This is a genomic window from Embleya hyalina (assembly GCF_003967355.1).
In the GTDB taxonomy this organism is placed as follows: Bacteria; Actinomycetota; Actinomycetes; order Streptomycetales; family Streptomycetaceae; genus Embleya; species Embleya hyalina.
This window is the reverse complement of record NZ_BIFH01000053.1, coordinates 19,209-31,598: the sequence shown is the minus strand read 5'-3', so window position 1 is coordinate 31,598 and position 12,390 is coordinate 19,209. Positions and strand designations below refer to the sequence as shown.

Genomic DNA, 12,390 nt, shown 5'->3' with positions numbered 1-12,390 from the left:
TGTCGCCGGTCGGGCACCGAGCCGGGCGGTGGTGGGAAGCCCCATGTGCGGCGTGGGCGGCCGCCGACGAACGCTTTCACCGGAACGTCGCGTGGCATGCCGGGCGTTCGGGTGACGATTGGCGGATCCCCCCGGCGCCGGGAGCTCACGTCGAGGGGCACGGACCGCGATGTGTCGATCTACCTACCGGTCGGATCGGTGAAGACCGCCTCGTCGACGAGGCGGCCGAGCTTGCGCATTTCCGCCCGGGTCGCGGCGATCAGGTCGCCCATGGTCACGGGACGCCGCTCCACCGCGGCCCGGTATGCGGCGGACACGGCGCAGCAGTGGATGTCGCCGCCGGTCAGATCGAAGACGTCGGCGAGTCGATCCAGGTCGATATCCTCGGCGCGGGGAAGAACGGTGCCCAGGGCGACGTCCCATAGGGTGCGGCGTTGCTCGGCGTCCGGGGCCGGGAAGTGGACGACGTGGTCGAGGCGGCGGGTGAAGGCGGGATCGACGTTGCCGTGGAAGTTGGTGGTGAGCACCGCGACTCCGTCGAAGGCCTCCAAACGCTGCAAAAGGTAGGCGGTCTCGATGTTGGCGTAGCGGTCGTGAGCGTCCTTGACCGCGGTGCGTTTTCCGAAGAGGGCGTCGGCCTCGTCGAACAGCAAAAGGGCATCGACGTCGGCGGCCGCCGTGAACAGACGCTCCAGGCGTTTCTCGGTCTCACCGATGTACTTGTCCACCACGGTCGACAGGTCGATCACATGCAGATCAACGCCCAGATCGTGGGCGAGCACCTCAGCCGCCAGCGTCTTGCCGGTTCCCGACGGTCCGCTGAAGAGAGCCGTGACGCCGTGTCCGCGTCCACCACCCGGGCGCATGGCCCATTCGTTGAGAACGAGGTCGCGGTGTCGCGCTCGCCGGATCAGGTCGCGCAGTTGTTCCAGGGGCTCACACGGCAGCACGAGATCCGTCCACCGCCGGTCGGGTCGGACGAGCCGGGTGAGGCCACCGAGGGAGTCGCGACCTCGCGCGTGGGTTGCGGCGGCGCGCAGTTCGTCCGCGCCCGGTCGTACCCGACGTGCCCGCGCGTGGCGCGCGCAATCGTGGACCGCGGCCCGGATCTGTCGTGGGGACAGGCGGCGGGGAGCCATCTCCCGTGCAAGCGCGTCCATGAGCTCGGGACGTGCGACAAAGTCGCGGTTTTCGCTGAGGGCCGCGCGCCACAGGTGCATGCGGGTGGGCACGTCCAGCCGGGGACAGTCGACCACGAGCGGACGCGCACGGTCGTGGTGAGGCCAAGGAAGCCGACCGAACACCACGACGGGGACGGGAGCGTCGATCAGTCGGCTCGTGTCCGGGGGTGGCTCGGGAACAGGCCCCACGAGCAGCCCACAGCCGCGCAGGCGACACTCCACCACTACGGCGGTCAGGAGCGCGTCGCCGTCCGGTCCCGAGGGCATTCGGTCCAGTCGCAAGTGCAATACCTCGTCGCTTTTGCCGACACGGGCCAGCGCGGCGCGCGCGGCCGGTTCCGCCAGGTCCGATGCGTCGGTGTCGCGCACGTAGACCGGGTGTCCGTCGGTGAGCAGGCTCGCGACCGTGCGCACGGTTTCGTCCAGGACACCGCCCTCGGGCAGCGCCGGGTCGGCGGTGAGGTGAACGAGCTCCGCGACTTCGCGCAGTCGTTCCGACAGCGTGTCGTGGCCCAGTAGATGGGAGGTGACTCTGTCGGGCACCCACAGCGGACGGCCGAGGTAGTTCCCGGTGCCGGCGTCCGTTTCCACCAATCCGCCCGATCGCAATCGACCGGATGGACACAGCACGGTGCGTGCGATGCCGTGGACGGCGGAGATTCCGCACAGCCGCAACGCGGTTCCCGTGGTGACCCGTCCGCCGGGCGTGTGCGGGCCGTCGAGTCGGGCGTACAGGTCGCGAAAGCGAATGTCGACGTCGGGAGCCAGCGCGACGATCAAGAGGGCGATCTCCGGCTCGTCCAGGCCGAACGTCGAGACCAATGCGCTCAGACGCCCCGAGGACGGAGTCGCCGTCCCGTTCCGCAGGGCGCGTTCACCGGGCCTGTGGGAGGGCACCGGATCGACCGAGGCCGGAAGGGTGGATGAATGCGCGGCCTCGCCCCCAGGGAAAGACGCCCTTCGGTCCACCGGCATGTCGAGATGTTCCAGTCGGGACAGCAGTTGGAACAGCCGAGCGGAGAGTTCCGGGTCGGGACAGCCGGTTCGAGCGCACGCGCACGCCGTGACCTCGCGGCCTCCGTTGCCGAGGGTGGGTCTTTCGTCCGCCGATGCGGACCGGTTCGTCGGAGTACGGTGCGGCCCGCTCCCGACGTCGGGGGTCGTGTCGTTCGAGGGAGCCTGGCAGTCGTCGTCGCACACGGCCATGTGGAGTGGTCTTCCGGGTCGGAGCGGGCGGGTCGGGCGAAGGCAAAGCGCGAAAGAATGATCGACGAGCAACGGTCGAGTCCGGTGGGATGAGGCCGGGTGGGGGTACCGACTCACGTCACACGGAGAATCTTCTCCGAGCCGATGTAGACCCTGTCGGATCGGGAGTTCGTCTCGTCGACCCCCACGATGTGCATCGTGTACTCGAGGTTGTCGGCAGGATGGACGCCAACGGCGACGAAGCGCCGATCGCCCTTGTCCGACAGCGAGATCGTCATGTTGGACACGTGGACGTCATCCCGGCTGATCCAGGCCCGAAGCCCGGCTGCGTTGTCCGGTAGCCGACCATCGATCGTGATTCGGATCCGTCCGTTCTCGGAGTCCCGAACCACCTCGTGCAGGAGAGGTTCGGGGATACGTTCGGTGGTGAGCGTCCGCTTCTCCGGTGCGAGGATCCCGTCGCGGGAGGTGATGCCGAACTCGACCGCCGTCACCCAGGTGCCCGTGGCGATGCGGCTCTCGTCCGGGAGCATCGGGATGGTGACCGCCAGGTCCAGGAAGGGACGCGGGGGTACGTTCAGCGCCGACCACAGTTCGCCGGCCGAGCGAGCGTCCTCGGACGGCTGGTTGAGGCGCAGTGGCACGGAGACGCCGTATCGGTAGGCGGCGCGGTCCTCCATGGGGACGTACAGCGGCAGTTCGTCGATCGTGGTGAGTTCGGTCAGCAGGCCCTGGAACATGGCGTGGCTGTCGAGTGGTCGGAAGTCCTTGCCGGTGAGGGTGGCGAGTCGCATGGGGTCGATGTCGATCTGGGCCGAGGCGACGGAAACCATGTAGCCGAGTTCGGCGTATCGAGGTGGCTCCACGGTTCGCGGGTGGTCGGCTTCGCGGGTGTTGAGGTGGACGACTCCGGCCTGGCGTCGCCGGGTGTCCTCGCGAATGCGGTAGAGGAACATGTTCACCAGTGGGCGGCTCGGCGGTGAGGAGTCGGGCGCGCCGAGCGAGAGTTCGGCCCCGCGCAGTGTCGGGTTTCCCGCCATGAGGTAGGCGAGGGAGAAGTCGACCATGTCGATGGTGACGGGCGGCGGCAGGTCGCTCACGACGACGGTCCGCGCGGCGCCGGGGTACGGGAGGTGAGGCGTGCGAAGCGGCGGACGTGGTGCGCGGGCTCGGCGGCGCCGATCGGTTCTCCCGGGGCGCGGGCGGGTGGGTCGGCGTGGCGTGGCATCACTGGTGTCTGCTCCTGCCGGGTGCTCTTCGGGGACGACGTGCGGATGCCCGAACCGGCGGTCGTGAACCGACACGTCGCCCGGTCGGAGTGGGCTATGTCCGCCGTGGTCGTGCGGCGCGGGGTACCACACGAAAGCGAACCGGGCTATTTCTTCGCCCCGTTGACTTTGACGTGGAAGACGAAGGACGCCTTGTCCTCCGCTGCCGTGGCCTCGACCTTCAGGTCGCCGGGGGCGGGGCCGGCGGTCAGGACGTCGGCGGTGGCGATGCCGTTCGAGTCGGTGCTCGGTACGACGCAGGACGACCGGTGGTCCGGGAAGGCGGAGGTGGCCGTGGCGGGGCGGATGGTGAACGTCACCTCGGCACCGGGCACGGGGCCGCCGCTCTTGTCCTGGGCCACCACTCGCAGTCGCGGCAGGAGTTCCTTGTTCGGGTCCGCGTCGCGGTAGTCGTCGTCGCCATCGGGCACCACGAGATATGTCACCGGTTTCGGGGCGACGGACACCATCCGAACACGATGGTTGCCGCTGTCGGCAACGTAGATGTTGCCCTTGCCGTCCACGACCACACCCCACGGGCCGCTGAACCGGGCCGACGACGCGTCGCCGTCCTGGAACCCGGCCACGTCGCCGACATCCGTGACGGGACCGGCCACGGTCGTCACCTGGCCGGCGGAGATCATGCGCAGCCGATGGTTCTGCGAGTCGCCGACATAGAGGATTCCGTCGGTGTCGACGGCGACGCCGCACGGGCTGTGGAACCGGGCGGACGCGACCGGCCCGTCCTTGTAGGCCGGTGTGCCATCGCCCGCCACGGTGGTCACCTGGCCTCCGGCAATCACCCGTACCCGATGGTTGTCCCTGTCGGCGACGTAGATCTTTCCGTGGTCGTCGACGGCGATGCCGATCGGGCTGTTGAACCGGGCGGATGCCGCCGGGCCGTCGGCGAAGGCCGGTGTACCGTCGCCGGCCACGGTCGTCACCTGACCTCCCGAGATCTTCCGGACGCGATGATTGCTGGTGTCCGCGACGTAGACGTCCCCCTTGGAGTCCGCCGCCACGCCGAACGGGTAGTGGAGCCGGGCGGTGGATGCCGGACCCTCCTGAAAGCCGCTCGGCTCGCAGACATAGTCGGGACCGGCCGCAGTGGTCACCTGTCCGTTGGAGATCAACCGGATCCGGTGGTTGCACCCGTCGGCGACATGGACATTTCCGTCGGAACGCGTCGTCACCCCGAACGGCCAGCTGAACTCCGCCGACGATGCCTGACCGTCCTTCCAAGCCGGGTTGCCGTCGCCGGCCACGGTGGTCACCTGTCCGTTGGAGATCAACCGGATCCGGTGATTGTCCGCATCGGCGACGTAGACGTTTCCATTGCCCTTGTGCACCGCGACACCGAACGGGCGATGGAATCGCGCCGACGCGGCCGGACCGTCCTTGAAGTCCGCCGTGCCGTCGCCGGCCACCGTGGACACAATCCTGGTGGGCATGGCGCTCCTCGCTTCCCATGTGGTGGTACCGAAAGCGGGGACGGGGATGTCGCACCGCCGGCCGTGGCCGGGAATCGCACACCTCCCGAACCACGCCCGCGCGTACCCCCGTCGCGCGCACAACACGCCGTCGAAGTCCCCCTGGAAGACCGATCCGACCGTTACGAGCCGGGGGACCGGCGTCGTGTCCCTCGGGCGCCCGACCGATCACTCGGATGGCCCGCGCCGGGGGTGGCGACGGCTGAGTGGGGTATCCATCCGCCGTACCTGTCGGGCCCTTCAGTCCCGATCGGCGGCGGTGAAGTCCCATGTGCCCGGACAATCGTCAGGTGATCACGACGCTCCGGGGAGCCAAGGAGTGCCATGTCGAGCAGGACTGTTTCCACGGCGGCCGGCGACGGCACGGCGGCATTCCGGGACGACACGGCCGCCTCGGCGCGGTTCAACTGGCCGACGGATGTGGTGGTGGACGCCAAGGGCGATCTGTACATCGCCGACTCGAGGAACAGTCGCGTGCGGAAGCTGTCGGGGGACCGAGTATCCACCGCAGCCGGTCCCCCCACGGACGTCGGTGACGCAGCGGGCTACGTGGACGGCCCTGCGGCGTTGGCGCGGTTCGACTATCCGTGCGGTATGGCGATCGATGCCAAGGGCGACCTGTACATCGCCGACTACACCAATCATCGGATCCGGAAGTTGTCGGAAGGCTACGTGTCCACGGTGGCCGGTAGCGGTACGCCCGGCTTCAAGGACGGCCCGGCCGCCTCTGCCAGGTTCAACTGGCCGAGGGACGTGGCGGTCGACGCCGAGGGAAACGTCTACGTGGCGGATTCCGCCAATCACCGGGTGCGGATGATCTCACCCACGGGCGATGTGTCGACCGCGGCCGGTCCTCTCGCGGACGTCGCCGACGCGTCGGGTTGCGTGGATGGCGCGGCCGCGTCGGCCCGGTTCAACAGTCCGTACGGTGTGGCGGTGGATGCCGACAGAACCGTCTACGTCGCCGACTTCCTCAATCATCGGGTGCGGACGATTTCGGCCCAGCGCCAAGTATCGACGCCGGCCGGTCCTCCTGCGGAGGACGGGACCTTGCGCGGGTGTGTGGACGGCCCGGGGCCGTCGGCCCGGTTTGACGGTCCGTTCGGCATCGCGGTGGATCGAGACGGGAACGTCTACGTCGCGGACTTCTACAACAACCGAGTACGAATGGTGTCGAGGGCGCAGGTGTTCACTGTAGCGGGCCCTCCGGCAGGTAAGGACAGCGCGAGGGGTTGGGTCGATGGCCCCGCCGCGTCGGCCCGGTTCAACTATCCGAAGGGTGTGGCACCGGATGGCAAGGGGCGCCTCTACGTCGCCGACTGCGAGAACAATCGGGTGCGGATGGTGTCCGGTTCGGCGACGGCTCGATTTCTCGTGGTGCCCGAAGGCGACGATGATGCCCGTTGCGCGTTTGCGAACACCGAGTTCCTGCCTCGGCTCAAAGTCGTGGCCCTGGACGAGGAAAGTGGGCCGGTACCGTACGTGGAGGTCACGTTCACCGTGCACGGCACATCGATCGCGACTGCCGCCTTCCCGAACAACCGATCCTCGTGTACCGCGCTGACCGATCCCGACGGCATTGCCACCGCCGAAGCCCTGACCGCGGGTCCCGTCCCGACGGACAGGGGCCTCAAGGTCGAGGCCTCGGCGCCCGACAAGGCCTCGTTCGTCTTCCATCTCAGCGTCAAGCAGAAATAGCTCCGCCTCGTCGCGGGTCGGTCCGGGAGGAGGTCGGCGTCGGCCCGGGTCACGCGCAGGTCACCGTGATGTCGTCGGTGAGGAAGACCGCGTCTCCCTCGTACTTGCCGTTCATGTCGTCGTCGGGGTCGGATTGCGGGGGCGGTTTGGTCGCCCGGACCAAGATGGTGAACGTCGCGGCGAACTTCCCGCTGTTCAGCAGGAGTTGTCGGCCGTCGACGGTGGCGAACGCTCGGACCGCGTCGGCGTTCAGGGAGATGCGGCCGAAACCGGGAACGACGTACGGCGGACGGGTGTATGGGAACACCCCCTCGGCGTAGGGCGACACGTCCTTCTCATCGCCCGACAGGCACGGTGGGCGGCCCGCGACGGTGACTCCCCGGTCGGGCGCGACGACCAGTCCCGGGGGCGCGATGACCACCAGCCCGGGTGTCGTCGTGAACGACACCAGGACGCGGTCGGCGTCTCGGACGACGGCGCCGGTCACGTCGGATGCCTTTCGGGTAGTGGAGGTCCCAGGGTGAGAACGACGGCGGGCGCCTGGCCCGGTAAGGATGTGCGCACATCCAGGCCGACGGGAGAAATCGTGTACGGAGGGCCGGCGGCGGCCGGGCGTTCGGGGCCGACCGAGAGCCACGCGGTGACGCCGTCGGTGAAGTCCGGCTTCGGGCACAGTGCGGTGATCGCCGTGGCCTCCGGATCGAAGCCGAGCCAGGCCGGGCCCTCATGGCCCGGGATGTCCACGGTCGTGGTGGTGTGGAGGCTCGCCTGGGGGTTGGCGGGGTCGATGGTGATCAGGACGATTCGCCGGTCGCCCGGTGCCGCTGCGGCCAGGACGAGGTCCGGCGGACCCGCCGAGGCGAAGACCAGATGTCGCGCCCCACAGCCGATGTCCAATGGTGGTTCCCGCACCGACATGGATCCGGTGGTGGGATCGACGCTCAGGAAGTGCACGGCCCGGCTGTCCGGTTCGGCCACCGCGAGCAGATCGCCGCGCGGCGACAGCGCGACCGCGGCCGGGTTGGCACCCACCGGCACGGTGGTCTGCACGTCGGGTTCACCGTCGTTCGGGTCGACGCGCACGGCCAGAACGACCGCAGAGCCGGTGCATGTCACGTATACGCGATAGGCGCCGTCCGTGACCGCTCCGGCCAGGAAGGCGGGGTCGTGTCCGTGGTCACCGAGGTAAAGGCCGTGTGGCGTGCCCGGCGAGTCGGACAGGTCCGTCAGGGCAAGGGTGTCGCGGCGTCGTCGGTAGTCGGCCTCGCCCTGTCGTCGCGGGGCCTTGTCGAGGGTGCAGATGATGCGTGGACCGGCCACTGCGCGCGCTCCCCATAGTGCGGATCGGGACTGGCCTCTACCACTTGGGCCCCGAACCATGCGCTCGGCGCTTCGTGTTCGGATCGGCATGCCCGCGCGCCGTGCTGCGACGAGGACCGGAGGACCGGAGAAGTCGAAGGTCGACGTCGCCGGAGCGTGGCGGCACGGCCGCCGGATTGCCATTGCGGGTTCGTGGCAGCGATGGGGCGAATGGTGGACATCGGGTTCGATGCCGCACACCAGTGGATACCGACTGGTTGGCCAGGTCGTGTCCGCGTCCCGGCCGACCCGGAAGTGGTGCGAACGGCCCGCGAGATCGACGCGGCCTCGCCGCGTTCGGCCTCGTGAGCGTCTACGAAAGGATCCGCCGCAATGCTCAACGGCGACGTCTTCTCCAGCCACACCTTCGCCATCGAACTGGGCAAGTTCCAGGTCGAGACCGTTCGCGACGTCGGTGGCCTGACCCTGGAACAGGACGTCGTGGAGACCCGGCAGGTCACCCCCAGCGGCGAACTGGTCATCCGCAAGCAGCCGGGTGCCCGGCGTTCCGGCGAGATCACCGTCACCCGCGGTATGGACAAGAGCACCGCGTTCACCGACTGGATCAAGGCCACCCTCGTCGACGCCGACCTCGACAAGGCTCGCCAGAACATCAGCATTTCGCTCAAGGACGCCAGAAAGAACACCGTCCGGCGCATCCATCTGACCAACGCCTGGGCCTCGCGCTGGCAGGGACCCACCCTCGGCGCCGGCGACGCGAGTGCCGCCACCGAACAGGTCACGATCACCTACGAAGACCTCACCGTCGAATAGCCGCCCCCGCCCGACCGAAGGACCCACCCCATGAGCCCCAACGTCCTGCGCGCCCCCGGCGTCTACCTCGAGGAATACTCCAGCGGCATCCGCATCGTCACCGGCGTCGGCACCTCCACCCCCGCCTTCCTCGGCTACGCCTATCTCGACACGGAACACAGACACAAGGACGACGCCGAGGCCGAGCGGCGCCGGCGCGCACAACCGCAGGCGGTACGCGGCTGGTCCACGTTCGCGGCGGCGTACGACGTCGACGTCCTGCTCGACAAGATCCGGGCGCAGCAGTCCGACCCGACCACCGGCAGGAAGGCGACCGCGCAGCAGGAACGGTGGTTGCTGTTGGCCGAGGCGGTGTACGCGTTCTTCGCGAACGGCGGCACCCTTTGTTATGTAGGCATCCTCGACGACAACGCGGTCACCCTCACGGGCGATGCGACCAAGCGTTCGGGACTGGCGGGGCTGACGACCGTGCACGACGTCAACATGGTTGCGGTGCCGGTCCTTTGGGACATCGCGCAGCGAAATCCGTTCGGTGTCGACAACAGCGATACCAGGAACCTCCAATCGGCCCTGGACAAGGCCGCGGATGAGGCACAAGCCAAGGCCAAGACGGCCGCGGAGTCGGCCAAGAGGGCCCGGGAGGTCGAAAAAGCCGTCGAACTGGCGAACGCCTTCAAGGTCGAAGCCGATGACGGTGTGGCCACCGCGACCGCGGCGGTCGAAGACGCCGAAGCTCGCGTCGAAGCCGCCCGAAAGGACCTCGACGAGGCCGAATCCGCCAAGGCGAAGGCCGTCGAGGACCACACCGCCAAGTCACAGGCGGACGATGAGGCCACCGCCGAGGTGAAGGCCGTCCAGAAGGTGCAGGACGCGGTCAAGGCGGTAGGCGAGAAGGCGAAGGCGGCCACTGCGACCTCCAAGGCCGAAGCGCTGGAGAACGCCGCCGACGATGTCCTCGGCGCGGTGACTGCCGCCCTGAGAGCCGCCAAAAGGGTCAAGGGCGTCGCGGAGGTCGTCACCGCGCTCGACGACGTGGCGGCAAAGGCCGACGACGCCAAGAAGGTCACCCAGGGCGACGTGAAAAAGGCCGGCCAAGCGATCGCCGACGCGGCGCAGGAAGCCGTGAAGGCCGCCGAAGGCGCTGTCGACGTCGCGACCGACAACGCCAAGACGGCGAACGACGTGTGCGATGCGGCGTTGATCGCCCGGAGAAGAGCCGAAGATCTCGTCGCCTCACTGGGAACGCCCCTCCATGCTCGGCAGACCGAACTCGAGGACAGTCGGACTCGGCTCCACACCGCCGAAGCCGAGCGGGGCAAGGCGCTGCTCACAGCCCAAACGGCCGAATCCGACGCCGACAAGGTGCTCCGGGAAGCCGTCAAGGCTCGTGGCGAAGCCGTCCATGCCGAGCAGGTCAGAGCCGACGCCGCCCGGGCTCTGGCCGACAGCAGGGCCCCTCGGATCCGCACCGCGGCCCAAAGCCTCATGAAGGACGTCGTCGCCCACTGCCACCGGGCCGGCAACCGCCTCGCCGTCCTCGACGGCCCTCCCACCCCCGATCCGCTCACCTCCGCCTGGGACGCGGCCCTGAGGGACTTCGCCGGACCCCTCGGGACCGACGACGTCGACAAGGCCTTCGGCGCCCTCTACTACCCCTGGGTACGCGTCCCGGGCCTGGACGGCGACAGCACCCGGGCCGTACCGCCGTCCGGACACATCGCCGGCGTGTGGGCGTCCACCGACGCCGCTCGCGGGGTGTTCAAGGCCCCGGCGAACGTCGGCCTGCGCGATGTCGGCGAACCGCTGGACCACCTCGGCGACGCCCGCCAACAGCCCCTCAACGACGCCGGCGTCAACTGCCTGCGGGTCTTCCCCGGACAGGGCCTGTTGGTGTGGGGTGCGCGCACCCTCTCGGACACCCGGGACTGGCGGTACGTCAACGTGCGGCGCCTGGTGTGCTTTCTGGAGGACTCGATCCTGTCGTCGTCGCGGTGGGCCGTGTTCGAGCCGAACGACGAGCGGCTGTGGGCGTCGTTGCGGCACGCGGTCGCGGCGTTTCTCACCGATCAGTGGCGCGCCGGAGCGCTGTTCGGTCGCACCGCGGCGGAGGCCTTCTACGTCAAGTGCGACGCCGACACCCACACGCAGACGGATCTGGATGAGGGTCGCGTGGTCTGCGAGATCGGCGTGGCCCCGGTGCGGCCCGCCGAGTTCGTCATCTTCCGCGTCACCCAGATCGCGGCGGCCGTGGGCACGACCACCACCTGAGGTTGCCCACGTTTTTCCTTCGTCGACACCAGGAGACGCCCATGACAAACAAACTGAAGGCGCTGTACTCGCTCGCGGATCGGATCACCGGGAACCTCGACTCCGTCGCCCTGGCCGAAAACGGCATGCTGTGGATCACCGTGCAGAACCAGGCCTGCGTCGTCGGCGTCGACTCGGCGTTCCCGCAAAAGCGCGTCTACCTGACCAGGAACGCGCCTTCCAGCGCCGCGGGAATCGTCCGCGATCCCCGCAAGAACCAGGGCAACCGCATGTGGATCGCCGTGCCGCGCGGCTCCACCGACGAGGCGCCGCTCTACAGCCTGATCGACGACTCGAAGACGGCCACGCTCAAGCCCTATCCCGACACACGAGTCCAGATCAGCCCACTGGTCGTCGACGTGGCGACCTACGGCAAACCCAATGCCGAAGAAGCCCACATCGGCGTCCTCAGCCACTCCCTGGCCTCACCCACCATCTGGTACGCGCCGCTCGCCAAGAGCGACACCGGCGACATGAAGCTCAAGGAGATCAGCGTGTCCGACCTCCCCGACTACGGACGTTTGTGCGGAGGTTGTCTGATCGGTTCCGATACCAACCTGGACATCTATGTCGTGTCACAGGACCGCGACCGTGCGGTCAAGAGCAACGCGAACCAGCTCCGGGAGCGAACGAAGGGCCATTGGGAACCCCCCATCGAGATCGGCGACCGGCTTCCCGTCGACGTGGCCGTCACCGAGGTCGGCGGTAAACGACACCTGTGGTTCCTCGCGACCGAGACGGATGGCGGTGGGGGGCCGGCGATCCTGCGCGTTCGGACGAACGACGAATGGGAGGACGTCCAACTCCCCGCCGGGATCGGGGCGCCTCGTCGGGTGGTCGCGGAGGCCAAGACGAGTGCCGTGTGGGTGTCGACCGAAAAGGGCGTCCATCGCGTCGCGGCCGCCGACAACGACACCTACCCCGTCACCGACAGCGTCCCGGTCAAGCTCGGCCCCCGGGGGATGTGCGTGCTTTCCCCGGCCCAAAAGGGTGACAAGGACCTGTGGTTCGTGTGCGACGACCAACCCGTTCTGGGCCACTGCACGTACACGGTCAAGTGACACCCCCACCGGTGAACGCCCCCGGCCCGCCCCACTCACCGAGAGG

General features: G+C 68.6%; 9 protein-coding genes. 4 read left to right on the top strand and 5 right to left on the bottom strand.

The features are described from left to right. Positions 1-179 precede the first annotated feature (179 nt). The 3 genes from EMA17_RS47130 to EMA17_RS47120 form a co-directional block, all read right to left on the bottom strand. Positions 180-2,156, bottom strand: coding sequence for an ATP-binding protein (locus EMA17_RS47130; protein ID WP_371863235.1), 1,977 nt, complete (start codon positions 2,154-2,156; stop codon positions 180-182). A gap of 344 nt (positions 2,157-2,500) precedes the next feature. Beyond that, entirely contained in the window at positions 2,501-3,487 is a 987-nt protein-coding gene (locus EMA17_RS47125) for a Pvc16 family protein (protein WP_126643396.1), read from the bottom strand. Between the two features lie 275 nt (positions 3,488-3,762). Next, on the bottom strand, positions 3,763-5,106 hold the full coding sequence (locus EMA17_RS47120; protein WP_126643395.1) for an SMP-30/gluconolactonase/LRE family protein: 1,344 nt from the start codon (positions 5,104-5,106) through the stop codon (positions 3,763-3,765). A gap of 363 nt (positions 5,107-5,469) precedes the next feature. On the opposite strand from EMA17_RS47120, the gene EMA17_RS47115 reads away from it, so the two are divergent. After that, a complete protein-coding gene (locus EMA17_RS47115) occupies positions 5,470-6,843 on the top strand; it encodes an NHL repeat-containing protein (RefSeq protein ID WP_126643394.1) in 1,374 nt (457 codons plus the stop codon). Between the two features lie 49 nt (positions 6,844-6,892). Here the strand turns inward: EMA17_RS47115 and EMA17_RS47110 are convergent, their stop codons facing one another. Both EMA17_RS47110 and EMA17_RS47105 read right to left on the bottom strand, forming a co-directional pair. Continuing rightward, on the bottom strand, positions 6,893-7,330 hold the full coding sequence (locus EMA17_RS47110) for a contractile injection system spike tip protein (protein ID WP_126643393.1): 438 nt from the start codon (positions 7,328-7,330) through the stop codon (positions 6,893-6,895). After that, entirely contained in the window at positions 7,327-8,163 is an 837-nt protein-coding gene (locus EMA17_RS47105) for a beta-propeller fold lactonase family protein (protein ID WP_160161824.1), read from the bottom strand. The genes EMA17_RS47110 and EMA17_RS47105 overlap by 4 nt, the downstream gene beginning before the upstream one ends. A gap of 372 nt (positions 8,164-8,535) precedes the next feature. Here EMA17_RS47105 and EMA17_RS47100 point away from each other — a divergent pair, with 372 nt between their 5' ends. The 3 genes from EMA17_RS47100 (at position 8,536) to EMA17_RS47090 (ending at position 12,344) form a co-directional block, all read left to right on the top strand. Beyond that, complete coding sequence (locus EMA17_RS47100) at positions 8,536-8,976, top strand: phage tail protein (protein ID WP_126643391.1); 441 nt, start codon at positions 8,536-8,538, stop codon at positions 8,974-8,976. Between the two features lie 333 nt (positions 8,977-9,309). Then, positions 9,310-11,244 carry a phage tail sheath family protein gene (locus EMA17_RS47095; protein ID WP_160161823.1) on the top strand — a complete coding sequence of 645 codons (1,935 nt, stop codon included), beginning with the start codon at positions 9,310-9,312 and terminating at the stop codon, positions 11,242-11,244. 41 nt (positions 11,245-11,285) lie between these two features. Further along, complete coding sequence (locus EMA17_RS47090; RefSeq protein ID WP_126643389.1) at positions 11,286-12,344, top strand: hypothetical protein; 1,059 nt, start codon at positions 11,286-11,288, stop codon at positions 12,342-12,344. Positions 12,345-12,390: the final 46 nt, after the last annotated feature.

What these genes read in the sequence shown, in the direction of transcription:
- EMA17_RS47130 (WP_371863235.1), bottom strand. Translation starts at nt 2,156, where the DNA reads ATGCCGGTGGACCGAAGGGCGTCTTTCCCTGGGGGCGAGGCCGCGCAT.
- EMA17_RS47115 (WP_126643394.1), top strand. Translation starts at nt 5,470, where the DNA reads ATGTCGAGCAGGACTGTTTCCACGGCGGCCGGCGACGGCACGGCGGCA.
- EMA17_RS47100 (WP_126643391.1), top strand. Translation starts at nt 8,536, where the DNA reads ATGCTCAACGGCGACGTCTTCTCCAGCCACACCTTCGCCATCGAACTG.
- EMA17_RS47090 (WP_126643389.1), top strand. Translation starts at nt 11,286, where the DNA reads ATGACAAACAAACTGAAGGCGCTGTACTCGCTCGCGGATCGGATCACC.
- EMA17_RS47120 (WP_126643395.1), bottom strand. Translation starts at nt 5,106, where the DNA reads ATGCCCACCAGGATTGTGTCCACGGTGGCCGGCGACGGCACGGCGGAC.